General features: G+C 40.4%; 23 protein-coding genes. 7 read left to right on the top strand and 16 right to left on the bottom strand.

Annotation, left to right across the window (positions count from 1 at the left end; genetic code table 11):
• Nucleotides 1–3: 3 nt before the first annotated feature.
• The 9 genes from der to ndk all read right to left on the bottom strand — a co-directional run bounded on the left by der (nucleotide 4) and on the right by ndk (nucleotide 10,325).
• A complete protein-coding gene (der, locus tag PAUR_RS00465) occupies nucleotides 4–1,479 on the bottom strand; it encodes a ribosome biogenesis GTPase Der (RefSeq protein WP_192505885.1) in 1,476 nt (491 codons plus the stop codon).
• 72 nt (nucleotides 1,480–1,551) lie between these two features.
• The gene (gene bamB / locus PAUR_RS00470) at nucleotides 1,552–2,733 is read right to left on the bottom strand and encodes an outer membrane protein assembly factor BamB (RefSeq protein ID WP_192505886.1); all 1,182 of its coding nucleotides are present in this window, start codon (nucleotides 2,731–2,733) and stop codon (nucleotides 1,552–1,554) included.
• 9 nt (nucleotides 2,734–2,742) lie between these two features.
• Nucleotides 2,743–3,363, bottom strand: coding sequence for a YfgM family protein (locus tag PAUR_RS00475; protein ID WP_192505887.1), 621 nt, complete (start codon nucleotides 3,361–3,363; stop codon nucleotides 2,743–2,745).
• A gap of 9 nt (nucleotides 3,364–3,372) precedes the next feature.
• Entirely contained in the window at nucleotides 3,373–4,650 is a 1,278-nt protein-coding gene (gene hisS, locus PAUR_RS00480) for a histidine--tRNA ligase (protein ID WP_192505888.1), read from the bottom strand.
• 151 nt (nucleotides 4,651–4,801) lie between these two features.
• On the bottom strand, nucleotides 4,802–5,920 hold the full coding sequence (gene ispG / locus PAUR_RS00485) for a flavodoxin-dependent (E)-4-hydroxy-3-methylbut-2-enyl-diphosphate synthase (protein WP_192505889.1): 1,119 nt from the start codon (nucleotides 5,918–5,920) through the stop codon (nucleotides 4,802–4,804).
• A gap of 5 nt (nucleotides 5,921–5,925) precedes the next feature.
• A complete protein-coding gene (locus tag PAUR_RS00490; RefSeq protein WP_192505890.1) occupies nucleotides 5,926–6,876 on the bottom strand; it encodes a RodZ domain-containing protein in 951 nt (316 codons plus the stop codon).
• Nucleotides 6,873–8,453 (bottom strand): type IV pilus biogenesis/stability protein PilW, encoded by a 1,581-nt coding sequence (pilW, locus tag PAUR_RS00495; protein ID WP_192505891.1) that lies wholly within the window; start codon nucleotides 8,451–8,453, stop codon nucleotides 6,873–6,875. The genes PAUR_RS00490 and pilW overlap by 4 nt, the downstream gene beginning before the upstream one ends.
• A 101-nt stretch (nucleotides 8,454–8,554) precedes the next feature.
• Nucleotides 8,555–9,691: a bifunctional tRNA (adenosine(37)-C2)-methyltransferase TrmG/ribosomal RNA large subunit methyltransferase RlmN gene (locus tag PAUR_RS00500; RefSeq protein ID WP_010364188.1), complete on the bottom strand. Its 1,137-nt coding sequence runs from the start codon at nucleotides 9,689–9,691 to the stop codon at nucleotides 8,555–8,557.
• A gap of 202 nt (nucleotides 9,692–9,893) precedes the next feature.
• Nucleotides 9,894–10,325, bottom strand: coding sequence for a nucleoside-diphosphate kinase (gene ndk / locus PAUR_RS00505; RefSeq protein WP_192505892.1), 432 nt, complete (start codon nucleotides 10,323–10,325; stop codon nucleotides 9,894–9,896).
• Between the two features lie 257 nt (nucleotides 10,326–10,582).
• Between ndk and trhP the strand changes: the two genes are divergently transcribed.
• On the top strand, nucleotides 10,583–11,932 hold the full coding sequence (gene trhP / locus PAUR_RS00510; protein ID WP_192505893.1) for a prephenate-dependent tRNA uridine(34) hydroxylase TrhP: 1,350 nt from the start codon (nucleotides 10,583–10,585) through the stop codon (nucleotides 11,930–11,932).
• Nucleotides 11,933–11,943: 11 nt separating this feature from the next.
• Nucleotides 11,944–12,195, top strand: coding sequence for a YfhL family 4Fe-4S dicluster ferredoxin (locus PAUR_RS00515; protein ID WP_192505894.1), 252 nt, complete (start codon nucleotides 11,944–11,946; stop codon nucleotides 12,193–12,195).
• Between the two features lie 51 nt (nucleotides 12,196–12,246).
• On the opposite strand, the gene PAUR_RS00520 is transcribed toward PAUR_RS00515, so the two are convergent.
• From PAUR_RS00520 to PAUR_RS00535, 4 genes are all read right to left on the bottom strand, one after another.
• Nucleotides 12,247–14,205 carry a hypothetical protein gene (locus tag PAUR_RS00520; RefSeq protein ID WP_192505895.1) on the bottom strand — a complete coding sequence of 653 codons (1,959 nt, stop codon included), beginning with the start codon at nucleotides 14,203–14,205 and terminating at the stop codon, nucleotides 12,247–12,249.
• Nucleotides 14,206–14,210: 5 nt separating this feature from the next.
• On the bottom strand, nucleotides 14,211–14,609 hold the full coding sequence (locus PAUR_RS00525) for a hypothetical protein (RefSeq protein WP_192505896.1): 399 nt from the start codon (nucleotides 14,607–14,609) through the stop codon (nucleotides 14,211–14,213).
• 534 nt (nucleotides 14,610–15,143) lie between these two features.
• Nucleotides 15,144–16,073 (bottom strand): porin, encoded by a 930-nt coding sequence (locus PAUR_RS00530; protein ID WP_192505897.1) that lies wholly within the window; start codon nucleotides 16,071–16,073, stop codon nucleotides 15,144–15,146.
• Nucleotides 16,074–16,296: 223 nt separating this feature from the next.
• The gene (locus tag PAUR_RS00535) at nucleotides 16,297–17,142 is read right to left on the bottom strand and encodes a LysR family transcriptional regulator (protein ID WP_192505898.1); all 846 of its coding nucleotides are present in this window, start codon (nucleotides 17,140–17,142) and stop codon (nucleotides 16,297–16,299) included.
• A gap of 488 nt (nucleotides 17,143–17,630) precedes the next feature.
• Here PAUR_RS00535 and PAUR_RS00540 point away from each other — a divergent pair, with 488 nt between their 5' ends.
• A complete protein-coding gene (locus PAUR_RS00540) occupies nucleotides 17,631–18,866 on the top strand; it encodes a diguanylate cyclase (RefSeq protein WP_192505899.1) in 1,236 nt (411 codons plus the stop codon).
• Between the two features lie 30 nt (nucleotides 18,867–18,896).
• On the opposite strand, the gene rarD is transcribed toward PAUR_RS00540, so the two are convergent.
• Together rarD and PAUR_RS00550 are read right to left on the bottom strand one after the other, a co-directional pair.
• A complete protein-coding gene (gene rarD / locus PAUR_RS00545) occupies nucleotides 18,897–19,784 on the bottom strand; it encodes an EamA family transporter RarD (protein WP_192505900.1) in 888 nt (295 codons plus the stop codon).
• Nucleotides 19,785–19,854: 70 nt separating this feature from the next.
• A complete protein-coding gene (locus PAUR_RS00550) occupies nucleotides 19,855–20,310 on the bottom strand; it encodes a thioesterase family protein (protein ID WP_192505901.1) in 456 nt (151 codons plus the stop codon).
• Between the two features lie 104 nt (nucleotides 20,311–20,414).
• Here PAUR_RS00550 and recQ point away from each other — a divergent pair, with 104 nt between their 5' ends.
• The 4 genes from recQ (at nucleotide 20,415) to PAUR_RS00570 (ending at nucleotide 24,959) form a co-directional block, all read left to right on the top strand.
• Nucleotides 20,415–22,232: a DNA helicase RecQ gene (recQ, locus tag PAUR_RS00555; protein WP_192506073.1), complete on the top strand. Its 1,818-nt coding sequence runs from the start codon at nucleotides 20,415–20,417 to the stop codon at nucleotides 22,230–22,232.
• An 18-nt stretch (nucleotides 22,233–22,250) separates the two neighbouring features.
• The gene (locus PAUR_RS00560; RefSeq protein WP_192505902.1) at nucleotides 22,251–22,547 is read left to right on the top strand and encodes a DUF3630 family protein; all 297 of its coding nucleotides are present in this window, start codon (nucleotides 22,251–22,253) and stop codon (nucleotides 22,545–22,547) included.
• Between the two features lie 77 nt (nucleotides 22,548–22,624).
• Nucleotides 22,625–24,331, top strand: a complete 1,707-nt coding sequence (locus PAUR_RS00565; protein WP_192505903.1) for a BamA/TamA family outer membrane protein — start codon at nucleotides 22,625–22,627, stop codon at nucleotides 24,329–24,331.
• Entirely contained in the window at nucleotides 24,294–24,959 is a 666-nt protein-coding gene (locus tag PAUR_RS00570; protein WP_192505904.1) for a mechanosensitive ion channel domain-containing protein, read from the top strand. Before PAUR_RS00565 ends, PAUR_RS00570 begins: the two co-directional genes overlap by 38 nt.
• 221 nt (nucleotides 24,960–25,180) lie before the next feature.
• Here PAUR_RS00570 and PAUR_RS00575 read toward each other — a convergent pair whose 3' ends face one another.
• Complete coding sequence (locus PAUR_RS00575) at nucleotides 25,181–26,995, bottom strand: alpha/beta hydrolase (RefSeq protein ID WP_192505905.1); 1,815 nt, start codon at nucleotides 26,993–26,995, stop codon at nucleotides 25,181–25,183.
• Between the last annotated feature and the right edge of the window lie 3 nt (nucleotides 26,996–26,998).

The following is a 26,998-nucleotide window of genomic DNA, read 5'->3' on the forward strand; positions in this document are numbered from 1 at the left end:
TCATTATGACTTATTACGGTTTTCTTTAGTAAATGCTCTGAGCTTACGCTTTTGCGACAGCGTCATCTTATTTGTGCGTCCTGAGAATGGGTTGTCCCCTTCTCTAAATTCAATTTTTATCGGTGTGCCCATGATATTCAAAGCTTTTCGATAATAGTTCATCAAGTAACGCTTGTAACTATCAGGCAAATCGTGGACTTGATTACCGTGAATCACGATTCTTGGGGGGTTATAACCCCCTGCATGGGCATACTTGAGTTTTACTCGACGACCACGCACCAGTGGCGGTTGGTGATCGGCCTGTGCCATATCCATTATACGACGAAGCATTGCTGTACTAATACGCTTAGTTGCAGACGCATATGCTTCATCTACCGATTCAAATAAATGACCAACACCTGTGCCATGCAGTGCCGAAATGAAATGCAAGCGGGCAAAATCAATAAACCCGAGACGACGGTCAAGCTCAGTCTTAATTCGCTCTTTTACGTAATCATCTAGGCCATCCCATTTGTTGACCGCGATCACCAGTGAACGTCCTGCGTTTAACGCAAAACCTAACAAGCTTAAGTCTTGATCTGAGATACCTTCACGTGCATCCACAACAATCAATACCACGTTCGCATCTTCAATGGCCTTCAATGTTTTGATGACTGAGAACTTCTCCACAACATCGCTGACTTTCTTACGTTTTCGAACACCAGCGGTGTCAATCAAAACATACTCGCGTTCATTACGCGTCATTGGAATATAAACTGAATCTCGGGTGGTACCGGGCATATCATAAACAATAACCCGTTCTTCACCTAAAATTCGGTTGGTTAACGTGGATTTACCTACATTAGGGCGACCAATAATAGCAAGCTTTACGGGCTTGTCTTCAAAACCTGTTTTACCATCTTCATGCGCCCCTTCATCACCTTCGAGATATAAATCAGCCAAGTCAGCATCATCTTGCGCTAGTTCATCTTCTTCAGCCGCTAGCTCTGCAATCACAGGCTGTAAAGTGAGATCTAACAACTGGGTAATACCGCGGCCATGCGCAGCAGCAATCTGATACACTTCGCCGATCGCTAGCTGGTAAAACTCTGCACAATTTGAATCGGCATCAATCCCATCCGTTTTGTTCGCAACAAGAAAACATTTCTTTTGCTGTTTACGCAAGTGCTGTGCAATAGCCTGATCTGCAGCGTTCATTCCTGCTCGGGCATCCACTAAAAATAGAACAATATCCGCCTCTTCAATCGCCAACAGCGATTGCTCAGCCATTTCCGTTTCAATGCCTTCTTCAGAACCGTCAATACCACCGGTATCCACAACGATAAATTCATATCCATCGTAACTGGCTTGGCCATATTTACGGTCACGTGTTAGACCTGGGAAATCCGCAACCAACGCGTCACGAGTACGTGTTAAACGGTTAAATAGCGTGGATTTACCCACATTAGGTCGCCCTACAAGAGCGATCACAGGAAGCATAGACTACCTCTTTAATAAACAACAAAAGGCTTCGCAAAGCGAAGCCTTAACAAACTTAATAATAACTAAGTGTTATGGAATTTTAACGGCGCTAACTTCACCATCACGGGTGTATACAATTAGCTTGTCGCCAGCAATCACAGGTTCAACAAAAAACCCAGAGCTATCAAAACTTTCTCTTGATACTAGCTGACCACTTTGTTTATCTAACCAGTGTAGATTACCTTCTTGGTCACCTACAACTAAATAGTTCCCAGCCACTGTAGGCGTCGTTAAGTACCACCCACGTAACGCAGGTTGACTCCAACGTTCAATGCCTGAGTCCTTATCTAGTGCATAAATAACACCTTCGCTATCTACAATATAGATGGAATTGGTTTCAATGCTAAAATCTCTATAACTACTGTACTCTCGTTTCCAAACGACATTGCCGTTTCGTACGTCAACAGCAGCTAAATTGCCATTATACGCAATTGCGTATACATTGGTGCCACTCACTAATGGTTTTGTATCAACATCAACCAATCGCTCAAACTCTGACGCACCTTTTGCCAAGGCAACATCAACGCTCCACGCGGAATAACCGTTTTCAGCAATTAATACTGATAGTTTACCACTTTCTTCACCGAACAGCACTCCACCATTTGCACTCGTAGGTGAACTCAAACCTCTCAGTGTTAATGCCGGAACTTCTTGTTCATGCCGCCAACGCTCTTCACCGGTATCTGGGTGTAACGCAAGCAACTTACCTGACCCTAGGTTGACATAAATTAACCCATCGCCCGCCGCAGGTGAAGATAACGCTTCTCCAGGCACGGCTTTACGCCACACGATTGCACCCGTTTCACGGTCTAAAGCAATCACTTCACCATGCTCTGAACCAATATAAATTTTACCAAAAGCTTGTAAGATACCACCAGAAAGCTTCGCACTGTCGCTGTCTTCCCAAGGCCAAAAGGCTTGGTTTTTACGTGAATCGGTTTCCCAGAGTGTTTTACCCGTATTTACATCTAACGCTTTAACTTCACCATAGCGTTCAGCAACAAAGACGGTGTCTTCGTATACAGTCGGCGTTAACCTAGAAAAGTAATGCTCGACACCGCTTCCCACACTTTCTTGCCACTGAACTTGTGTTTCAAACTGGTTATTTATCTCAGGTAATACTAAAACTTCTTCATCTTCATCATTTGATGAACACCCACCCAACAACGACGCCATACACAGCGCTAAAGTGGCTATACTAAGCTGTTTCATTTTAGCTCCTTATACTGCGGTCTGCGCAATGGCTAAATCATCTAGCTTATTTTGTAGTAACGTATTATTGCCATCTTCACTTGCAGAAACAGCAGCTTGATAATGTGTTCGAGCCGATTGCTTATCACCTTTTTCAAGGTACACATCACCTCTAATTTCTGATACTTGGGCATTAAAACTAGTGGGCATTACGGCTTCTAAAGTAGCCAGTGCATCATCTAGCTTTTTATCTGCTAGTTGCACTCGTGCTAAACGAGTTAAAGCTGTTGCCTTTAATTCTGGATTCTTTACGGAATCTGCAGCAAAGCGTAATTTCTCAGCCGCAACACCGTATTGATTACTATCTACAGCTTCTTTTGCCGCAACAAACGCAGCCAACACAGCATAGTTTGACTCGGCATTATCTTTAATAAAAGAGTCTGCACTAGCTAAAATCTCCCCACTTTCAGCAATACTGCTATACGCACTAGACGCAGCTTCTGCATTGCTAATTTGGTTTTGGTTATATGCCTTCCAGCCATATAAACCACCAAGGCCAATCACAATACCTAGCGCTAAAGACACCCCATTATCACGGAAAAACTGCTTTATTGCTTCTGCTTGTTGTTCATCTGTTGAATAAATTTCCATTCTTACCTCTTATCCAGCCAAGTCTGATAGCAAGGCTTTAACCTCAGCTATTGACAAGGTAACTTGTTCTTTTTGTTCGCGAAGATATTTAACGGTTACTTTACCTTCAGCCAATTCATCTTCACCTAAGATCAAAGCAACAAGAGCGTCACTTTTATCTGCGCGTTTTAATTGTTTTTTGAAGTTGCCGCCACCTGCGTGCACCATAACACGTAAACCCATTACGTCGCTACGCAGTTCCTCTGCAATCACCGGTGCCTGAATGCTGGCTTTATCACCCATTGCCGCAACGTATACATCCACGTTACGACGAAGCTCGCCAACACACTCTAACTCTTGCAGCATCAACACTAGACGTTCTAACCCCATAGCAAATCCAACCGCAGGGGTTGCTTTACCACCGAGTTGTTCTACTAATCCATCATAACGGCCACCGGCACATACTGTCCCTTGTGCGCCTAAACTATCTGTCACCCACTCAAATACAGTGCGATTGTAATAATCTAAACCACGAACCAACTTTTCGTTAACCTGATATCTGACGCCAGCTGCATCCAAACGTTCACATAAATTTGCAAAATGTGTGCGAGATTCTTCATCTAAATGCTCTGAGAGTTTTGGCGCATTAACTAAAATAGCCTGCACATCAGGATTTTTACTATCCAATACTCGTAGCGGGTTTGAATGCATACGGCGCTTACTGTCTTCATCTAAATGCTCAATATGTTGTTCTAAAAACGCTACAAGCGCATCTCGATACTCAGCACGCGCTTCATTTGAGCCCAGTGAATTTAGCTCTAATCGTACATGTTCTGTTATACCAAATGCTCGCCATAAACGCGCCGTCAATAAAATAACTTCCGCATCAATATCTGCGCTGGCCATACCAAATGTTTCTACGCCAAACTGATGGAACTGACGATAGCGACCTTTTTGAGGACGTTCATGACGGAACATTGGGCCCATGTACCACAAGCGTTGCTCTTGGTTATATAACAAACCATTTTGATTACCAGCACGCACGCACACCGCAGTCCCTTCTGGTCGTAAAGTAAGACTATCCCCACTGCGGTCTTCAAAGGTATACATTTCTTTTTCAACAATATCGGTAACTTCACCGATAGAGCGTTTAAATAAGTCAGTAGATTCTACAACAGGAAAACGGATCTCTTGATAACCATAAGACGCCACCGTTTGACGTAATGTTTGCTCTACTTTCTGCCAAATCTGTGTAGTACCTGGCAGACAATCGTTCATTCCACGAACTGCCTGAATTTGTTTCGCCACTGAAAATCCTAACTAAAAATTATTAAAACTGATACAAGCACGCTAAACGCACAATAATGCGCTGAAAATTAATCGCTCATTATACCGCGCTCGCTTAAAACGTAAACGACTCAACGCAGATAATCCCATATGAGTCGCTTAGTTATTACCATTATTCGACTATTTTTATATCTATCGCAGGCTGTGCTTCTTTCTTTGCGACAAAATCACGAACTTGCGCTTCTAACTGCTCAACAATATTATCATTATCAATACGCATTTTTTGGCGTTCGCCATTAATATATAACCCTGAGCGTCGGTTTGCACCTGCAAGGCCAATATCACTGATTAAAGCTTCACCCGGTCCATTCACCACACAGCCAATTACAGAGACTGACATTGGTGTTACGATATCTTCTAAACGTTCTTCCAGCTGGTTCATGGTATTAACCACATCAAATTCTTGACGTGAACAACTCGGACATGCAATAAAGTTAATGCCTCGCGAACGAATGCGTAACGACTTCAATATATCAAAGCCCACTTTGATTTCTTGAACCGGATCCGCTGCTAATGATACCCGCAATGTATCACCAATACCTTCAGCCAATAACATGCCCAGTCCCACTGCTGACTTCACAGAGCCAGATCTAAAGCCACCCGCTTCCGTGATCCCTAAGTGTAATGGCTGATCGATTTCTTTTGCTAACAAACGATAGGCCCCAACAGCTAAAAATACATCAGAAGCCTTAACAGATACTTTAAACTGATCAAACTTCAAACGTTGTAATATTTCTACATGACGCATCGCTGACTCTAGTAACGCCTCAGGTGTTGGCTCACCGTACTTTTCTTGTAAATCTCGCTCTAGAGATCCACCATTAACCCCAATTCGAATTGGAATATTGCGTTCACCCGCCGCATCAACCACAGCACGTATTCTGTCTTCGCTGCCAATGTTACCAGGATTAATACGCAAACAATCTGCCCCATATTCAGCTACTTTAAGCGCTATACGGTAATCAAAATGAATGTCCGTTACCAAAGGAATATCAACTTGCTCTTTAATACTCTTAAACGCTTCAGCAGCATCCATGGTTGGCACTGAAATACGTACAATATCAGCCCCGGCATCTTGAATTGCTTGGATCTGTGCAACCGTTGCGTCAACATCCATGGTATTAGTGTTAGTCATTGATTGCACGGCAATAGGGGCACCGTCACCAATAGGGACATGGCCTACGTTTATTCGGGTCGACTTTCTGCGCTTAATAGGTGATTCTGAAAACATGACGGTTACTCTACTAACGGTAATTTAAATTTTGCTAATCGGTTCTTCGGTAAAGATGTTAAATCAACACGTTGACCATCTAATTCAACATCTACCATCAAATGCTTGTTTAGGATCACAGCAAACGGTGCCTTACCCTGCACAGTCATAGTATACCCTGCTTTTTTAATCCCAAATGCTACGCGCTCTTGTGTTGCATCAAATATTTCTACCCAACAGTCATCACTGAATCTCATCACTATTGTGCTAACACCTTCTGGCAAAGCTTGCTCTTCGGTGGTTGATGCCTTTGGATCTACCACCGTATTTAATGACATATTTTGAGTCTCTAAAACAATGTCATCACTAACTATATCTGCTTCACCAGAGTTTTCTCTTGATTCCAATACAGCCTCAGCCTGATTTTGAACTTCAACTCTCTTTTCATCCACATCTTCATTTATCTGCTCGTTGATTGATCCGTCAATGTGCCCATCAGCACGCATTGCCGTGGTAGCTTCAGTATTTTCAAGTGCAGGCTCTGTGTTTTTGATATCTAATTGCGAAGTTGCATCCGTTGATTGCCACCACCAAAGACCAGAAGCGCCTAATGTCACTATCAAAATCACATAACTAATAATCATTAAACGATTATCGCTCGCTTCTTTTTCAGTGCGACGGGAAAAACTTTGCATTTTTTTGCTTACAGCTTGCTTTTCAGGGCTTTTAAATAAGCCCATCGTTTCTTTGGCCGGTAACTGTAAAATGGCGCAATAGCTCTTTAAATAACCTCGAATAAACGTTAATGGTCCAAGTTTATCGTAGTCATCTCGTTCAAGCTGATTTATTTGTTGTGGACTTAACTTTAAACGTTCAGCAATTTCTTCGATGGAAAACCCAGCAGCTTCTCGAGCCACTTGCAATGTATAGCCTAAAGTAGGTGGTACGTCTTGTTGTTCGGTAAGTTCTTGATTCATAAAATGTAACTGTTTGGATCTACAATTAGTAAACTATGACCTTCACTCAAGATCACGTCGGGTGTTAATTTGTTCCATCGCATTAAATCATCGATCTGCAATCCATGCTGAGTCGCAATATTATACAAGGTGTCATCTGACTGAATAGCATAGGTTATATGTGGATTATTCAAAAAGATTTTACTGCCTGCTTTCACTTTGTCTGAGGCTTTCAGGCCATTCCACGTTAATAATTTCGCTATTTTGATATCATAACGAACCGATAAACTAAAAAGGTTTTCAGCTACCTTCATTATGTGAAACGGCACATTCGGCATTACTACCTCACTGTTAAGCAAAGGCACAGTGATATTCACAGAATGATCTCGACGGCTTTCTTCTGCGATGATATCAGTCGAATGAGCGGCAGATTTTTTAAAAACCACCTTGTTTGGGTCTGGTTTATAAAACTTGACAGTGCCTTGGCCTGAGTCTGACGCCTCGGTACTTTCTCCAAATGAAATTACCCGTATATTGTCTTCATTAATGTGTGTTTTTACAGGTAATTGAGTACTTTTGACTGTGCTCGCTACAGGCGTAATTGTGGGTGAATTTCCCGTGTATTTCTCGGTATTTTGGCGTAAAGAAATACTCGCTTGTGAAACATCAGCGGCTTGTTTAACCACAGAGACTGTTTGCTTAGCTACTTTTTTACGCGTAATTTTGATCTTGGGTTCATTGATGACACGCCCTGATCCCATTTTAGTTATTTTCTTTATTTGCGCTTGACGATACTGCTCTGTTAATTTTTCAAACTCAGACTCAAGCACCTTTTCACGCAATAATAAAGCGGCCTGCCTTGAGTTAGGGTAGTTTTGAATTAAGGTTGTTGACAATGATTCTGCACGCTCTAAATGCCCCATTCTTTGATGCAGTAAGTGTTCTAATAGTAGAGCTCTAGCAGACATAAACCCCCTGTTGCGATAAGCCTCAAGGATATTTTCGGCTTGATGTAAATCACTTTTTGCATAAAAAAGTGCAGCAAGTCCAATCAATGCCGACTGGCTTCTTCCATTATGCTGGACTGCATTTTCTAAATACTCTAATGCCAACTCAAACTTGTCTTGTTTGACAGCACATAGCGCTAAATTTTCATAACTTTGCGCGACTCTCAAATAACTTGGAATATTAATGGCTTTCAATAACTGTGCACGTGCGCCATCGTAATCCTCAATACGGCACAAAAAGGTGCCGTAGTTATTTAACGCATTTGGGTCATCAGGGTTTAGTGCCAGTGCTTTTAAGTATGCTTTTTTGGCCCATTGTTGTTCACCGACTTTTTCATAATAATATGCCAAAGCATAATGGACTTCGGCGAGGTGAGGGGCAAAGGAAGCTGCCTTTTCTAGATTAAACTTAGCTTGGGTAGTATTGCCTGCATTTAAATACTGCATCGCGAGTGCAATCCGCGTTTTAGCAGCATCTTGACTACTCACTGTATTTTTGGCACTAGGATTGTTACGTGTGACCGAGCTCGTTTCGGTGACGCACCCAGATAAACAAAGCAAAGCCACAGATAATATTAAGCAAGAACGCATGCACCATCCATTATGTAATAACATCGAGCCTCTATATTACCTAAAAGCCCTTATGTTTCATCTGTTTTTTAGACAAAAGGGCTTTTAATAAACTAATTTACTTAGCTGGCCTTCACAGAAACCGCAATCGCGTTATCTTCACGCATTTGTTTTTTCGCTAAACGTTTCGTTCTATCGACAACGTCCCCCACTAATTGACCACAAGCTGCATCAATATCATCGCCTCGTGTGCGGCGCACAATACAAGTTAAACCTGCGGCTTGTAATACTTTAGAGAAGCGGTCTATACGGCTATTACTTGAACGACCATATTCATTACCAGGGAATGGATTGAATGGGATCAAATTAATTTTTGATGGTGTCCCTTTTAAGACTTTTACAAGTTCATGAGCTTGATCTGTGCTGTCGTTAATACCTTGCAGCATGACATACTCAATAGTGACATCTTTATTGGCTTTAGAACCATCAATATAACGACGACAAGCCGCTAAAAACTCTTCAATTGGGTACTTTTTATTAATTGGCACCAAAACATCACGTAAATCATTGGTTGGTGCGTGCAGCGAAATAGCCAGTGCCACATCAATACGCTCTTTCAAAATATCGAGTGCCGGCACGACCCCTGACGTACTCAAAGTGACACGGCGCTTAGATAAACCAAATGCCCAATCATCCATCATCAATTCCATCGCAGGAACAACATTGTTCACGTTAAGTAGCGGCTCACCCATCCCCATCATTACAACGTTCGTCACTGGGCGTTTAGTGCTATCACCGTCATGTAAACCAATATCTTTTGCCACTCGCCATACTTGGCCAATAATTTCAGATACTTTTAGATTGCGATTAAAGCCCTGCTGAGCCGTCGAGCAAAATGTACACTCAAGCGCACAACCAACTTGTGAAGACACACATAATGTGGCTCGGTCTTTATCTGGGATCCACACTGTTTCAACTTCCTGCCCACCCTCAAGTACCAAAGCGTACTTGATGGTGCCATCGCTGGCTTCTTGTCGAACTGAGATCTCTGGCGCGACAATCTCACAGTCAGCAGATAATTTTGCTTTAAGCTTTTTGTTGATATTGCTCATTTGCTCAAAATCATCAATACCAAAGTGATAAATCCATTTCATCACCTGATCCGCGCGAAACGGCTTTTCTCCGTACGATGCAAAAAGTTCGCGCATCCCCTCGCGATTAAGATCAAGTAAGTTAATTTTTTTCTCAGTGGTGGCCATGAAACAACCTCAATTCAGGTGACGGTATAACAACGATAAGGTAGCCGCGCATTGTACAAAAAACAGGCAAGCTTAACAATCATTGTTGATTGCTTTGCAAAAGGTTCATACCAAAGGCTGACTAAACATTTTGCAAAACAGACTTTAAACAGAGACAAAAAAAGGGCTCGAAAGCCCTTCTTTCTTTTGCTTACGCTCGATATTAACGAGTACGTGCGCAAAGCTCTTCTTCAGCGAAGAAGTAAGCAATTTCACGAGCAGCAGACTCTGGAGCATCTGAACCGTGTACCGCATTCTCATCAATGCTGTCTGCGTAGTCAGCACGTAAAGTACCAGCTAGTGCTTCAGCAGGGTTAGTAGCGCCCATGATTTCACGGTTTTTAAGTACTGCGTTCTCACCTTCAAGAACCTGAACCATTACTGGACCAGACGTCATGAAAGAAACAAGTGCGCCAAAGAAAGGACGTTCTTTGTGCTCTGCGTAGAAACCTTCAGCTTTCTCTTGAGAAAGGTGAACCATTTTAGAAGCAACGATCTTAAGACCAGCTGATTCGAAACGGTTATAGATTGCACCGATGTGGTTTTTAGCTACCGCATCAGGCTTGATGATTGAAAAAGTACGCTCTAAAGCCATCTTTTTTGCTCCAAAATAGTTTATGAATATTAACGGCCGCGAATTATACGCTTTTTGCTAGAAAAAACCTACTAGATTCGCCCGCTATCTTGACAAGGAAAAAGAGAGGCAAAGTAAATCGTCAGTCAATGAAATAATGATCTGCATCAAATAGCCGCAACTAAGTGGCTATTATACTGCGCCGCTTTTCACTTTCACGTCAATTTTTGGCCCCAACAGCTGGTTTGTACCCAGTTCTATGATGAGGTTTATTTACTATGTTTATACCAGAACTCCTTTCACCTGCCGGTAGTATAAAGAATATGCGTTACGCTTTTGCGTATGGTGCAGATGCAGTTTACGCAGGGCAGCCTCGTTACAGCTTGAGAGTACGTAATAACGAGTTTGATTTAGACAATTTAGCACTGGGTATCAATGAAGCACATCAACAAAATAAAAAACTGTATGTCGTATCAAATATTGCCCCACACAATAGTAAAGTAAAAACCTATCTAAGAGATATTGAACCCGTTATTGCTATGCAGCCAGATGCGTTGATCATGTCGGATCCGGGCTTGATCATGCTTGTTCGAGAGAAGTGGCCTGATATGCCGATCCATTTATCTGTGCAGGCCAACGCCGTTAATTTTGCCAGTGTAAAGTTTTGGGCACAACAGGGGATAGAACGCGTTATTTTGTCTCGTGAGTTATCCCTTGATGAAATTAGCGAAATTCGCACTCTGTGCCCTAATACTGAGCTAGAAGTATTTGTTCATGGGGCTTTATGTATGGCGTACTCTGGTCGCTGCTTGCTATCGGGATACATTAATAAGCGCGATCCAAATCAAGGGACATGCACCAACGCGTGCCGTTGGGAATATGATGCAAAGCCCGCAAAAGAAAATGAAACCGGCGATCTTGTGCATAAAATCGACCCCAATACTGTGATCCCAACATTGGGCGCCGGTGCGCCCACCAACGCCACATTTATGCTGGAGGAGCCTGGTCGACCAGGCGAATATATGCCCGCTTTTGAGGATGAGCATGGTACTTACATCATGAATTCAAAAGATTTACGTGCGGTACAATATGTCGAGCAACTTACAAAAATGGGTGTACATAGCCTCAAAATTGAAGGCAGAACCAAGTCTTTTTACTATGTTGCTCGCACGGCACAAGTCTATAGAAAAGCAATAGACGATGCGGTAGCAGGTAAACCTTTTGATCCGACATTAATGCGCACACTAGAGAATCTCGCACACAGAGGTTACACCGAAGGCTTTTTAAAAAGGCATGCGCATCAAGACTATCAAAACTATGAATACGGCCATTCAATCAGTGACAAACAACAATTTGTGGGTGAAATCCTTGGCAGACACAGCAATGGTTTAGTGGAAGTTGATGTTAAAAATAAGTTTTGTACCGGCCATAGTCTTGAACTCATGACACCAAAGGGCAATCTTGCCTTTAATTTAGCGCATATGGAAAACAAAAAAGGACAACGTATTGAAGATGCAAAAGGGTCTGGTCATATTGTACAGATCCCACTTCCAGAAGACATTAACTTAGATCATGCTATTTTAATGCGTAATTTGGGTGCAAACCAAGATACACGAAACCCATTTTAATAGGATTAACGATGGCTTTGTTAATTAATAATAAATGTATTAACTGTGACATGTGTGATCCGGAATGTCCGAATCAAGCCATTTATTTTGGACAAGAAATATATGAGATAGACCCAGATAAGTGCACTGAGTGTGTCGGCCATTATGATACACCAACTTGCGTAAGTGTCTGCCCGATTGATTGTATCAAGCCTGACCCCAATAGGCAGGAAAGCCTAGATCAATTGGCTGAAAAGTATTTACACTTAACGAATCAAGCATAATGTAGTTATGCTAAATTAGCCCTCTACAGCTAATTTAGCAATGAACTGATTTTAAGGTCCTAAATAACGACTAACCTCGTACGACTCTACATCTTGTAGCTGAGAGTATTTCCTTGTTAATTTACTAAAATAAATAGGCATTTTGAGCTTAAGTCGATGCAAACGCTGATAATGAAATTTATCTAGTATCGTATTATTTAATAAGTGCTCAAAAATAACTTCTTGCTTTTTATTTAAATAACCGACTTTGAAAGGAATCACTCGATCCAAAAATAAATGGAAAGTATCTCTCCCGAATTTATAACCATTTAAATACGGAAACCTCTCAATTAACTCTAATGCATGATCATAATTGCGCTCTGATATGCTTTTGTACAGCAAAGAAGGCGTTATTTTCCCAGTAGCTCGATAGTCTACCAAAAAGTGATGATATTCACCTGTTATAAGCTCCTGTGAAGGAAACTTATAAAAATCGATATACCAAGAACTCTTCATTGCGATATCAAGTGCTTTCTGGCCGATGCTAATGTACAACTTGTAAGTCAAATAGTTTTGTTCATGAGGAAGAGATTGATTACCTAGCTGAATAATCTCCGGCGTTATTTCATTGAAATTCTTCACACTACTATCAATCTTTGCAAAATCCTTAGTATCTCCTTTTGATATTAAATCCAAAATAAAAATTTCAGATAACACCGGGGATATATTAAAAAGAAAAGATACTTTCTCAGCATTACTATTGGCTGTCTTCCCTATCAAATATTCATCAGGCCTAAAACTATGAAAGTTGGGTTCAATTTTTTCCAATGCTTGCTTCAGCTTTTGACAGCGATATCTATCTTCACTTAACTGCTCTTTCTTGTCCAACACCCCTCTCATTTCATCGACTAAAAGCACTTCTCTATCAATATTTCCAACTGTGCTCTGTATTTCAAATTCAATAGAATGTCTTAGCTCTATTGGCAGTTGAACACCTCCCGTCCCTAAAAGAGTACCTTTTTTATCTACGATGGGAACAACTCCGTGCTTTGCTAACTTTTTTAAATAAACTATATTATTTTCAGTAAGATTATTCGCAAGTAACTTATCTTTAATATACTTATTAGCTGGTGGAGTTAGCAGGTTATCCCTTTTAAATTTACCGCTTCTTTTTAGTACGATAGTTAGCTCAATGTTCTCTGACAATACTGAAGCTGTTAGCAAATCACCTAGATGACCATCTGAAAGCAATAATGGAGTTGTTAATTTATTACTATTATCAACAATGTCTTGTAAATTCTCAGGCTTAACATTTGCACCAATGGCTCCGTATAAAAGCGAAGAGCTTAAATTATTTGTTCTAAAAAAATAATCCCTGCTACTCTGTTGTATTTTTTCCCAATACAGTCCAAAAATAATTTCACTTGAAATAATTGAAAATTGATCGTTTTCACGCCAAAAAAAATGTTCATCTAACAAATGCAAATTAGATTCAAGCCAAGTATTGACACTATTTTCATCATTACTTTCTATTAAAGTAACTAATTTTTTATTTCGCTCTAACAGTCTTTCCCGTTCTTGGCTTTTTAAAACATCGTCACTCTTAACAATTTTCCTCTTAATTTCTTTATTTATATAATAATTCTTGTATAAAGAAATGGATTCATCGCCACTTATAATTTTTGCTTTTCGCAACTCATATAATGATTCTTCTATATCATTTCGCATCAGAAACGCGTCTAGTAATACAGCTTTCTCTGAATTAAACAACTTCAAATTACTAGCCAATTCAGAGTGACATTGTTCAGAATCATAAGCCAACTGAATCAGTTTCTCATCAAAAAAGATTACATCTTCTGTTGACGAGTTAATATCTTCGCTCTCAAATAGTTCTTTCTCTTTTTTAACCACCGAAGCTGAAGCTTCTTCATATTGCGTTTCATTAATTATATTTAAGTGACTTAGGCTCAACTCATAAAACAAAAAAAACACTGCAAAACAAAAAAAGGTAATAAGACTTCTTCTCAACATACCGTTTATCTACTATTCTTTTCAATGATCACTTTTTTATTATCGCTATAAAAATCAAGCAATTCTTTATAATCCATATTCAATTTATAAAACCCTGAAAAATCACAATACCTTCCGTCTACATATTTATAGAAAACTTTAACTTTCCTCACCCACCCCATTGATTCAAAAGAATAAAAAATATAAACATTAACAAACTCAAGCTCCTTCATTTTTATTTCTTCATCGTCTAAAGACAAATAATCTTTATCCAAAACAACATGGCTGTATGATTTAAATGAGAAGACAAGAGAGAAAATAAAATATACAAAAAACATTGGCGTTAAGAAATAAAGTATCCTTATTTTACTCTCATCAATAAACTCAGGGTTAAAATGTAGAAAACCCCATAAATAGAAAAACAAAGTGACACAACCACTTCATGATTAAGCAGTTTCTTTTTTAGCTTAAGCATAAGCTTCCTTAAATATAAAATGGGGGTTTCCCCTCAAACGTTAAATCATATATGACTAAGGTATTTCACGATTTCTACAGTAAGGATCTGGAGAAATAACTTGATACATACATCTCAAGCACCTCAATATTTTGTGCCTCATCAATGAGCAAGTTCAGTAAGAGTCCTCCTTTAGGTTGATTTTTCCACATTTTTTCTACTGGAATATCAAAACAGTCCCCATTAACATAACACTATCATATTCGTTATGCGTTCAAATTCCATATTTATTATTTTCATTTTATAAATAATGGAATTTTAACTTTATTTCCGTTTTTATGAAGGGTATGTTCGCAAGACGAGCGGGTATTTCACTTAGAAATACAAAAACTGATGGGTTATCGGTAACGTAGTTGAACTTTTAAAATGTCACTAAGTAGTTAATATTAGTAAATACAAAAAAAGCTCATATGATGAGCTTTTTTTTCTGAGGTTACTCTTGTTATTAGAACTTATATTCAATACCTGCAGCAACATAATCACGTTCAACTTGATTATCACCATCAAATGTTGAGTAGAAGCCATATAGCTTGGTGACTTTATTCAATTTGTGGTCAATGCCCACTGAAATACCGTCAATTTTGTCACCCTGATCAAAATCAATCACTTGATATTGGGCTTTGAATGTATTTGCCCCCATACTGTAAGCCGCGTTTAGCATATATCCATCAGCTTCATCTGAGCCATCTGAACGTTCCTGCATTTGATAAATCGCGCCCACTTTAATATCAGAGAATTTACCATGGATTGCAAAACGAACTGCATCATAGCCTTTTACTTCACTGTCTACAGCAATTGCTGCATAAACCGAACTCTTCTTCAGTTTACTGTCACCATATGTTAGCGCAGTTGAATAACCATTCTTACCGTCTCGGTCATCTTCAGCAATAAAAGTCCCTAGCAATTTAAAGCCACTAAAACTGTTCGACTTATATGAAATAGAATTGCCGAGTCTATTTTCACCTTTAAACAAATTTTTAATGTCGCCTTCAAGGTCATTGAATTGATCTAGTTTGCCTTGAGATTGTTTGTACGCCGTATCATTTCGACCTATCACTACCTCACCAAAGTTGCCCTTTAAACCAACATATTGATTACGTGCTGTAATGTTATCTTTATCACCTTTTGAATCCGCATCAGACAAATCTACCTGAAACTCCAGCTTATAGATAACTTCTAAATCACTTCCTAGTTTTTCTGATCCCTTAAAACCAAAACGCGATGCGTTGCTTTTAATTTCAGTTGCAGAACCTTCACCTTCATCTGTTGATTGCACAGATACGTTTGCTTTACCATACACCTTAACATCAGCGTGGGCGTTGAATGATAGTGCACTTAATACAGACAGCAAAAGCGTTGATTTAACTAGTTTCATGTTTATATTCCTCAATATCGCAACACGTAATTTTTAGACAGGCGCAGTGTGCCAGCTCATAATGACAGAAATATTACATGAGAAATATTTTGGTAAAAAAGACTACTTGAAAATGAAATTAAAACGACATCAAGCTGACATAATAACCGTAGATTCAATGATAAATAGCGAAACCAATATAAGACGATGAGAAAGCGACGCACCCTATTACACAGAAAAACCGCTACATAAATGCGGCCAATGAATCTACAGCAACCTCAATGGCAGGTAACTGACTACTGTCTTTATGATAGACCGCAAACACCTCCTTGGATGACCCAGCCACAACACTAATATGGTACAACTCGCCACTTTTGAGCATGTCAGAAATTAGGTTCTGTGAAATAAAAGCACCGCCACCATGATTCATCATTAAATCAAGCGCAATTCGCCCAGTACTTGTTTTAAAGTAATAAGGCATCTGACCCTGGAACTGCTTTGCATGCCAAGTTGAAAATGTCGGTCCCCAATCAACGTACACATATTGAGTATCAAAAAACATCACAGCATCCGAGCACTCAAATGTACTAACGGGTAAGATGCTTAAGTGGCCGATAGATTTAACCACTAATCCATCAACTTTAGGCGGATCAAATAATACTGCTACATCTAAAGCTCGCTCCAATAGCAACCGGGTACACTCTTGCAATCCTTTCACTTCAGCAGTTAATGACAAATCGGGCAATGCAATAACCAATTTACCCATATTAGACTGTAAAACTGCATCCCAAATATTGGCCGTCCCAGCGATTGATAATTGTGCCACTATATGATTGGAAAGCGCCACTTCTGCTTTCACCCGTTGCATACCTGTAAGTATCATCTGCGCATGGGGCAACAACCGCTCCCCTGACGCCGTCAATTGAATGTTATTTCTTTGCCTAATAAATAGCGTGGCACCAAGACTCTGCTCTAACTGTCGAATCCTAAAGCTGACTGCCGACTGTGTAATATATAAACCTTCCGCAGCACGACCAAAATGCCGTGTATTGACAACTTCTACAAACGTCCTCAATAGTTCAGTGTCCATTGCTGCTCCTCAAAATAAAAATCCGTAATGTAGTTTTCTGGCTCACAATTTACATTGCCGACTTGGGATTGATATGCCGTAACCTGTGGAAGTGTAGTCCACTTGTGGTGCAATTTGAGTACTATTAAAACTTAGGGAGTTAGGAGGTAAATTACGGGATATTTAATCACCCTGCAGCGGGAAAATCAGAGACACACTCGCAATGCGTCACCAAAGAAAATACCATTAGCCTGCAAGTAAATGAGCGTGTATCGCGATACGCACGCGTCTCGCTACCAATTTCGTAATAAAATACCAACAGTGATACACCCCTCTAAATTGAGGAATTACGTTCCTTACTTGTTATCGTCATCATTTCGTCTAGTATTATTACAATATAACGAAAAACAATTAGTTATAAACCTGTCCCCCACATTAGCCATTGCTTTTTTGGCGAGATAGGTTTACAACTATGTTGTGCGTATTAGCGAAAGACTAGGCTTATATAAGTGACTCGACGAATACTTATCATTGAAGATACACCCACAATTGCCAAAGTTCAGAAACACATCGCTGTGTCTTCTGGTTATACGGCTGATATTGCCGGTTCACTCGCGGAAGCTAAAGCGCTTGTAAGCCAAAATCAGTACTTTTGCGCCGTCGTTGATTTCATTTTACCGGATGCCCCCAACGGAGAAGCAATTCCGTGCACCATCAAGGCAGAAATTCCAACCATCGTTATGACGGGGAATTTAGACATTAAAACACGGGAAACCGTCGAAAAATATCCCATTATTGATTACATCACCAAAGAAAATAAGCAAGCCTACCAATATTTAAAAAGACAACTACAACGCTTACCTCGTAATGAAAATGTACAAGTACTCGTTGTCGATGACTCTCGACAAACAAGGCGCTATATCAGCGCACTTTTAGAGCGACATAAGTATCAGGTCTTGGAGGCAAAAGATGGTCAAGAAGGGCTTGAGGTACTACAAAACAACCCCGAGATCTCGGTCATTATTACCGATAATGAAATGCCACGAATGAGTGGTGTTGAGCTGTGTGGTGAAATTCGTCGACTCTACAGTGACGATGATATTGCCATTATTGGTATTTCTGGATCTAATGCATCTCATTTATCTGCGCGCTTTTTGAAAAATGGCGCGAACGACTACCTCCGAAAACCCTTTAATGCCGAAGAGTTTTATTGCCGTTTGAGTCAGAACGTAGATATGCTCGATAATATCGCAACTATCCGCCTCCAAGCTAATACGGATTATTTAACCAAATTACCTAATCGGCGTTATTTTTTCGAGCAAACCACTAAAGTACTTAAGTCAAAAGCGCTGAAGCAACAAAGTAGTACCTTGGCAATGATTGATATTGATCATTTTAAAAGTATTAATGATCAATATGGCCACGATGCGGGAGACGATGTGCTCAGTGCACTCGCGGTCTGCTTCAAGAAATTTTTCGAACATGATTTGGAGGCACGCTTAGGCGGCGAAGAATTTGCCGTTTTCTTCCTCCAAGGCAGTGTAGAAGAGAACTTGAAACAACTAGAACTCTTTAGGCAGTATTTAGATGCAAACAGTGCCTCTATGACTCCCCACAAAATCCACTTTACTATTTCTATTGGATTTGTATCTATGGCAGAGCAAAAAGTAGATGCACTTTTAAAAGCCGCCGACGTAAAGCTCTATGATGCAAAAGAGGAAGGTCGAAATAGAGTGGTAAGTTAGGGCATACTGATTGCCCTAACCAGTTATTCGTTATTTTGATGAACGATATGTATCCCAACTAAATAGCGCCAATGCACTCCAAATACATGCAAAAGTCACTATACGCTCAGTAGAAAAAGACTCCCCATATAATGCTACAGCCAATACAAACATCAAACTAGGGCCTATATATTGAAACAAACCTAATGTTGAATAGGCTAAACGTTTAGCCGCAGCAATAAAGCACAATAATGGCAAAGTGGTGACTATGCCCGCACTAATCAAAAGTAGATTAATTAAATCTGAATTTTGAGCCATATTCGTGGTTGTTGATGGTTCACTGACCCACCAGTAAATAATGGCTGCGGGTAATAAAATTAAAGCTTCGAGCAATAGCCCAGGTAAAGACTCTACAGGCATTTTCTTTCGCAATAAGCCGTAAATCGCAAATGAGCTGGCCAGTGAAAATGCAATAACAGGGAAAGAGCCAAAACTAATCACTTGTAACGAGACACCGGCTACAGCGAGCCCTACAGCGACTTTCTGCCATTTTCTCAACCGTTCCGCTAAAAAGACCACACCCAAAAGGACATTAAGTAATGGGTTAATATAATATCCGAGACTCGCATCTAGCATATGTCCATTATTGACCGCCCATATAAATAAACCCCAATTAAAACCCAATAAAGTGGAGCTTAAGCATAATAACAACACTAATTTTGGTTGTTTTATGACCGGGGCTACTTTATGCCATTGCTTCATTAGCGCAATAATCGCCAGTAAAAACAACACTGACCATACAATTCGGTGAGTTAAAATCTCTAAAGCATCGATATGATCGAGTTGCTTAAAGTAAATCGGTGCAAGCCCCCACATTAAAAATGCAAGTACTGCGTAAATGTACCCTTGTTTGTTAAGACTGTTTGGCATATGTATCATATCTGATGCAAAGAGGTGGGCATTATACGTGCTAATTATGAAATAATGCAGTTTCAGTGATATAAAATATTTAGCCGACTAAATAGGTCCCAGTACCAAAGGCGATTTGTATTCCTTCATCATTATGAAGTTCCATTCTACACACACATACTTTGTTGCCAGCACGAATAAGACTGGCACTTGCTATGAAGTACTTCCCGCGGCCTGGCCGTAAAAAATCAGTACGAATGTCTATTGTGCCAAGGGTTGCTAACTTTTTTGGCACTGTATGGAGTACGTCAACCTCAAGTTTATCAACAATCGATGCTGCTGCCAGCATTCCACCAACATTATCTAATACGGCAGAAATAACACCGCCATGTAGAATCTTTTGTGACGGATTACCAATTAACTCATCTTTCCAAGGTAATTGAATTTCTGCACATTCCGCATCTAAATGATTAACCCTAATAGCCAAAAACTGATTAAATGGCATTTTATCAACAAAAATTTCAGCTACTGTAGTTATGATTTGTGACTTATCCATACTCCCCCCTCTCCTCTGACCAGTTAACGTTACGCGCAATTGCGTATTTTTTCAAGGTTGGAAAGTTACAGACAAGTGGGTTAAAAACCTCTAAAATGCTCGCGATGGATAATCTTGCACACACCAATACACAACATGATGCTAAATCTGTACTCAAAAATATTTTTGGTTATAGTGAATTTCGAGATGGCCAACTCGCCGTTATCGAAGCAGCCCTAGCGCGTCAGGATAGCTTAGTTCTACTTCCCACTGGAGGTGGAAAATCGCTATGTTATCAAGTTCCTGCATTGGTTCTTGATGGTATTACCCTCGTTGTTTCGCCCTTAATTTCTTTAATGCAAGATCAAGTTACGCAATTGCAAGCACTGGGTGTTGCTGCTGAATATATAAATAACAGCGTCCCAAAGGAGCAACAACAAGCCATATATCAACGCCTGCATCACGATCAAGTCAAGCTACTTTATGTTGCACCCGAAAAAGTGTTGCAGTACGACTTTATCGAACGCATGCGACATTTAAAAATCAGTTTATTTGCCATTGATGAAGCGCATTGTGTGTCACATTGGGGACATGACTTTAGACCTCACTACTGCCGCCTCAGCGAGTTAAAACATCACTTTCCAACAATTCCAATGATGGCATTAACGGCAACAGCAGATACCGCAACGCGCCATGACATTGTTAGCCAACTCAGTTTACAAAATCCTTATGTGCATACGGGTAGCTTCGATAGACCCAATATTCGCTATACTATAGAAGAGAAATTCAAGCCATTATCGCAGCTAATGCGCTATTTAAAAGAGCAAAATAATCAAAGCGGTATTATTTATTGTACGAGTAGAAAGCGCGTTGATGAGATCTCTGAAAAGCTGGCTGATGCCGGTTTTAATGCCGCGGCATATCACGCTGGGATGAGCAATGAACAGCGTCAATTTGTACAAAGTGCTTTTGCGCGAGATGACATACATATTGTCGTTGCAACGGTTGCATTTGGAATGGGGATTAATAAACCCAACGTACGATTTGTGCTGCACTACGATATTCCTAAAAGTATTGAAGCGTATTACCAAGAAACAGGTCGCGCTGGACGTGATGGTTTAGCTGCCGAAGCCATTATGTATTTCGACCCTGCTGATATTGGTCGCGTAAAACGCTTTTTTGAGGACATTGAAGACGAGCACCGCCGGCGCGTTGAAGAGCAACGCTTTAACGCGATGGCAAGCTTTGCAGAAGCACAAACTTGCCGTCGCCAAATACTGCTAAATTATTTCAGTGAATATAAAAGAGAACCATGTGGCAACTGCGATATTTGCCTAAATCCACCCACGTGCTTTGATGGCACTTTAGTGGCCCAACAAGCGTTATCCTGTGTATACCGCGCCGAGCAACGCTTTGGCTTAGGTTATATTGTAGATGTGCTACGCGGTGCCAATACCAGTCGCATTCGGGATAATCAACATCATGAGTTAAGTACTTATGGGCTAGGCAAAGACAAAAGTAATGAGTTTTGGTTAAGTGTACTAAGACAACTCATCCACCATGGACTTCTGAATCAAGATATTACTCAAGGAGCAAGTCTTAAACTCACTGAAGCTGCACGTTCAGTGTTAAAAGGGGAATACGCCTTACAATTGGCTGAACCACGTTTACAGGCGAAACACGTTTATCAAGATAAACTCGCCCAATTCAATTACGACAAGAAATTGTTTGCTAAGTTACGCAGTCTACGTAAACAGTTAGCCGATGAAGACGATGTACCTCCTTATGTGGTATTTAATGATAAAACACTCGCTGAAATGGCCCAACTCACCCCGACGACTGATGGCGAGTTCCTATCGGTGTCTGGCGTTGGTTTTACTAAACTCAGTAAATATGGCACGCCGTTTATGCAACTTATCCGTAATTACCTTGCCTCATGCTAATCTAACTTAGGGCCATTTATGACACAAATAACATTCGATGCCGCCTACAATGTGCTCTTAATTCATGTTCCTGAAATACCAGAAGCAGATGAATATTTATTTTGGGCAAAACTATTTTTGCATCAAGAAGCGCTCACTATTATTGAAGAACTCGAAGGGGCCGATCGTCATCAAACCCGCTTTAGCTATGGAAATAGCACATTTAATATGAACTTCGAGCATTATACAGACAGTATTTGGATAGCGCCTGAGGGCACCGAATCTGAAGAGCAACTCGTTAATTTATCTAAATATTTACTAACAAGTTTTCAATAATCAGATAGACTTAAGAAATAGATTATGGTCATAGTGATCATAATAAATTTCAGTCAATTGATTGTTTGTGGAGCTTTATGCTAGCGAGTATAAAAACACAACTTGCACTCATACTGTGCTTAGTTGCCTCATTTTCTGGCTACAGTGAAACTTCTGTGTTCGCCCATACTGACTCAACTCAATGTGCAAATAAGGGCGATAATGTCGCTCACGATATACCATTGACTCGGCAACTTGATACTCACGCACAATTACCTGTGCAGGCTCCGGGGAAAACCATAACGGCTATCGAACTACAGCAATTGAATGTTTTTGACACTAACCTGCCCGAAGAAGATAACCCCGTATTTCGCTTTGCAAACCGCACGCATATTACCACCAAACCAAACGTGATCATGGCGCTCCTATTGTTCGAGCAAGGTGATGACTATTCAATAAAAAAAGTAGTGGAGTCGGAGCGCTTATTGCGACAGCAGAGCTATCTGTATGATGCTCGAATTTACGCTGATGAAAATTGTGATGGCACTATAAATATCACGGTCGTCACGCGCGATTTATGGACGCTCTTACCTGACTTAAGTTTTAGCCGCAGTGGCGGTGAAAACTCATCTCGTATCGGCTTTAGAGAGAGTAACCTATTTGGTTGGGGAAAACGCTTATCACTCACCCATACTAAAGATCAAGACCGTTCTGGTTACCTATTTGTATACGATGACCCAAACATTTTATCTACGCGTTATCGTGGCCGTGTTGAATATGCTGATAATGATGATGGTTCACGGCATTATGTTGGTATCAATTACCCCTTTTTTTCTACCGATACGCCATACAGTTACGGTATATTAAATTATAAAGATGAACGAAATGAGTCTCTATATCAAGATGGAGAAACCATTTCTGAGTTCTCACAGCACAGCGATGTTAGCCAAATTTACTTTGGTCATGCCCAGCAGCTTAATAATAACTGGACACAACGCCTTACTCTGGGTTATCAATACGATCAGCAAACCTTTAAAAAGTTAGCCAATACCACTTTGCCGCTGGCCCACAATCGCACATTGAGTTACCCCTATATACAAGGTCAATGGTTAGAAGATAAGTTCATAAAGGTCCGTAATTTTGATTCGATATATCGTACTGAAGACTTGAACCTAGGTTGGAATATTAATGCACTGCTTGGTTATTCAGATAAAGCTCTCAGTGATAATGACAATCACTTTATCTACCAATTTTCCGCGAACAAAGCCCATTACACTTCAGATCACAGTTTGTGGCGTATCAACCTATCACTGTCTGGTCAGTGGAATAGCCAAGAAAATACCGCAAGAAACTTTATTACCCAAGTAGGCGCCCAATATTACTTAAATACCACTATCCAAGACTCGTGGTACGCCAATATACAACTGAGATTTGCAAAAAACTTAACAGCAGATCAACAACTTACCTTAGGCGGAGAAACTGGTTTAAGAGGCTTTCCCATCAACTACCAGCATGGCAGCAAAAGCGTACTAGTAAACATAGAGCGGCGCTATTATTGGGAATATGATTTACTGCAACTCTTTAAAGTTGGCGGAGCCGTTTATTTTGATATTGGTCGAGTTAGAGGTAACACACTGGTTCATAGTGATCCTAATTATTTGAAAAACCTTGGAGCGGGACTGCGCTTAGCTCCCAGTCGTGCCAATGCCGGACTCGTCTTACATTTAGATGTCGCAGTCCCCCTTAACGGCCCCGATGACGTAGACAATGTACAATGGCTTTTTACTGTCAAAAACCGCTTTTAAAGGTTTAACGTACCACTATGGCTATACACATTTAACGAGCACTTCTATTTTGACTGACCCAACGCTATTTTTAGATTTTATTTTGGCACAATACAAACTGGTCATCACTGGCCTAATCATCCTACTTTTTCCTATATTAATGCGCTTGAGCATACATTTACTTACCCAGCTCACTCGCGGAAAAATTGATATGCACCGCCAACAAAGAGCCGAGCTTTTACTGCGTGTCATTGTCGCAGTTTTGTTAGTTTGCTTATTGCTTATGTTTTGGGGGATCGAACTAAAAGGGTTATTGGTGCTAGGTTCTTCGTTGTTTGCCATGCTCGGTGTAGCCTTGTTTGCAGGGTGGTCGTTACTGAGTAATTTAACGTCCTTTCTCATTCTGTTTATTCAAAATGACTGCCGTATAGGGTTTTGGGTACGGGTTATTGATGGCAGCAACTTTGTTGAAGGTCGTATTTCTGAAATGGGCTTAATGAATGTGATTCTAGAACATATTGACGGCCATAAAGTGATTTACCCGAACAATATATTTGTCACTCGCCCAGTTATGATTTTATGTAAAGCGCCGAACAAGCGCAGTTCATTACCAGAAAAGCGTCTATTGAGGCCAAAAAAATCAAGGTAGGCCACATGATTGTAGCCACCTTATTATTGAACCTGCACTTAGGTGATAAATGTTACAAAGCACCTACAAATCAAATAACTAACAACTCAAACCTGACAAATTAGTCATTTTTTATAATGCAAATCGTCAGTGCTAACAATCGTTGACTATGACTAAAAAACTCAATGTAGTCATACCTAAAAGTAGCGGTGCCGAATTATTTCGCTCACTGTGCCTTTAGATTACTTATTCTTTTTTAATATTACGGATACTGCCATGCTTACCTTATCTGGGTATTCAAATAACACTTGGTGACTCGCATTTTCTAACGGAATGTACTCACCTTCTGTGTTGCTCGCTATCATCCTACTCCACTCACTACCCTGTACTTGCCATCGAATCAATGCAGCTTGTTCTTCCCCTTCAGCCTTTGCTATATCTAAACGCTCAAAATCACTATCAATCACCGTAATGGGGACATTTAAACTATTTACCAAAGATTTCGCCACTTCTAAATCGTCATGGTAATTCATCATCTCCTTAATGCGTGTGACTTGCTTTGCAATATCGAGCCTTTGTTGCGTAACTAAGTCATAATAAACCCAATCCATTTGATTCTCATACGCTTGTGGGATCAGTCCTGCAATTTCAGTCCTTTCATTCTCGATTCTCTGCGCCGTTTTCTCATTCCAATTACCTGCAGCTATATGCTCTATATATTCTTCTCTATAAGCCCGTAAACTTGCTACTGCACCACTTTGATATAGCTCAATTGAATGGGGTAACAAAATATCCGGGTCAATCCATACCATGGCTTTTGTTTCAACATTTGGATTTGGGGTATGCTGATACATGAGTGTGGCTAAATTACTGTTTGAATAAGCGACAAATACGACAGTTTTTACTGCCAATTTTTCAAGTATATCAGGGAGATCAGTCGCAAACCTTGTCAAAGATGGATCTTCACTATTACTGCTCCAAGCATTGCCTAGTCTGTCTATAACATGTACTCGCCCGAGTTTCGCCAGCTGCTTATGCACCAACGCACTCCACGCTGAGTCGCTATGAAAATACTTGTTGGCCCCTGAAAGTAAAACAATATCGGCGTTATTATTAGACTCCCCTAATGTACGGACGTGATAATGGCTTTCACCCACCTGGTAAAGTGATGACCCCTGCTCAAAGTTATATTTACTGTGATGATTAAAAAACCTAAGTACTTCTTTTGAAGTGGCTAAGTTCGTATGAGACCATTGATGGCGGCCTCCCTTAATGGTCAAAAGCTGATTGGTGATCTGCTGCTCATTTGAGTAAGTTATCGCCATGATGTTAGCGGCAACCTCGCTCTGAACCGACGGGGTTTGTATTTGATTTTCCTCAGCAATTAATGCCATAGCTGCAGGCGATGAAATTAACCCAAAATTATCATGAGTCAGCCCTTCATAAGGAAGCACGCTGTCAAGCTCTCCATGGACCATTAAATAATGCGTCGGTTGTGATATCTGGCAACTTGCCGCTAACTGCCGTGACATCGATGCTGCAACACTTGCGACCCCTTTAAATAACTCGCTGTGTTTACACAGCATATTCTGGCTAAACAAACCACCTTGAGAAAATCCAACCGCATAATTCTCCCCTGCGATAAGATTATATTCTTGATGCATCCGAGCAATAATATTAACAATAAACTCAGCATCATTCGCACCAAGACGATGTGCGATATTACAACCACAACCATCATCCCACTCAACTTCTTTTGAGCTTGGGTATACCACTAAATAATCGTCACTATAAGCTTCAAACTGTGTCATGCTCTGCATATTCTGTGCACTTTGACCCGAACCATGAAATGCTAACAACAATTTATACATCTTGTTGTTATCAAATCCAGATGCAGGAAAAGCAAGCCGATAACTACGCCCATTTAACGCAATGACTTTTGTATTACTCTGACTTGCAGCTTCCTCTGTGGGAGGGGCTGGCTCCGCAGTCTGTTCTCCATTACCACATGCTGATAATAAAATTACAGCCGTAAAAATTACCCATAGTTTACACATAAC

This window comes from Pseudoalteromonas aurantia 208, from assembly GCF_014858725.1.
Classification (GTDB): domain Bacteria; phylum Pseudomonadota; class Gammaproteobacteria; order Enterobacterales; family Alteromonadaceae; genus Pseudoalteromonas; species Pseudoalteromonas aurantia.

Coding starts and splice junctions, on each gene's coding strand:
- der (WP_192505885.1), bottom strand. CDS start 1,479: ATGCTTCCTGTGATCGCTCTTGTAGGGCGACCTAATGTGGGTAAATCC.
- bamB (WP_192505886.1), bottom strand. CDS start 2,733: ATGAAACAGCTTAGTATAGCCACTTTAGCGCTGTGTATGGCGTCGTTG.
- PAUR_RS00475 (WP_192505887.1), bottom strand. CDS start 3,363: ATGGAAATTTATTCAACAGATGAACAACAAGCAGAAGCAATAAAGCAG.
- ispG (WP_192505889.1), bottom strand. CDS start 5,920: ATGTTTTCAGAATCACCTATTAAGCGCAGAAAGTCGACCCGAATAAAC.
- PAUR_RS00490 (WP_192505890.1), bottom strand. CDS start 6,876: ATGAATCAAGAACTTACCGAACAACAAGACGTACCACCTACTTTAGGC.
- pilW (WP_192505891.1), bottom strand. CDS start 8,453: ATGCGTTCTTGCTTAATATTATCTGTGGCTTTGCTTTGTTTATCTGGG.
- PAUR_RS00500 (WP_010364188.1), bottom strand. CDS start 9,691: ATGGCCACCACTGAGAAAAAAATTAACTTACTTGATCTTAATCGCGAG.
- ndk (WP_192505892.1), bottom strand. CDS start 10,325: ATGGCTTTAGAGCGTACTTTTTCAATCATCAAGCCTGATGCGGTAGCT.
- trhP (WP_192505893.1), top strand. CDS start 10,583: ATGTTTATACCAGAACTCCTTTCACCTGCCGGTAGTATAAAGAATATG.
- PAUR_RS00515 (WP_192505894.1), top strand. CDS start 11,944: ATGGCTTTGTTAATTAATAATAAATGTATTAACTGTGACATGTGTGAT.
- PAUR_RS00520 (WP_192505895.1), bottom strand. CDS start 14,205: ATGTTGAGAAGAAGTCTTATTACCTTTTTTTGTTTTGCAGTGTTTTTT.
- PAUR_RS00530 (WP_192505897.1), bottom strand. CDS start 16,073: ATGAAACTAGTTAAATCAACGCTTTTGCTGTCTGTATTAAGTGCACTA.
- PAUR_RS00535 (WP_192505898.1), bottom strand. CDS start 17,142: ATGGACACTGAACTATTGAGGACGTTTGTAGAAGTTGTCAATACACGG.
- rarD (WP_192505900.1), bottom strand. CDS start 19,784: ATGATACATATGCCAAACAGTCTTAACAAACAAGGGTACATTTACGCA.
- PAUR_RS00550 (WP_192505901.1), bottom strand. CDS start 20,310: ATGGATAAGTCACAAATCATAACTACAGTAGCTGAAATTTTTGTTGAT.
- recQ (WP_192506073.1), top strand. CDS start 20,415: ATGGATAATCTTGCACACACCAATACACAACATGATGCTAAATCTGTA.
- PAUR_RS00560 (WP_192505902.1), top strand. CDS start 22,251: ATGACACAAATAACATTCGATGCCGCCTACAATGTGCTCTTAATTCAT.
- PAUR_RS00565 (WP_192505903.1), top strand. CDS start 22,625: ATGCTAGCGAGTATAAAAACACAACTTGCACTCATACTGTGCTTAGTT.
- PAUR_RS00570 (WP_192505904.1), top strand. CDS start 24,294: ATGTACAATGGCTTTTTACTGTCAAAAACCGCTTTTAAAGGTTTAACG.
- PAUR_RS00575 (WP_192505905.1), bottom strand. CDS start 26,995: ATGTGTAAACTATGGGTAATTTTTACGGCTGTAATTTTATTATCAGCA.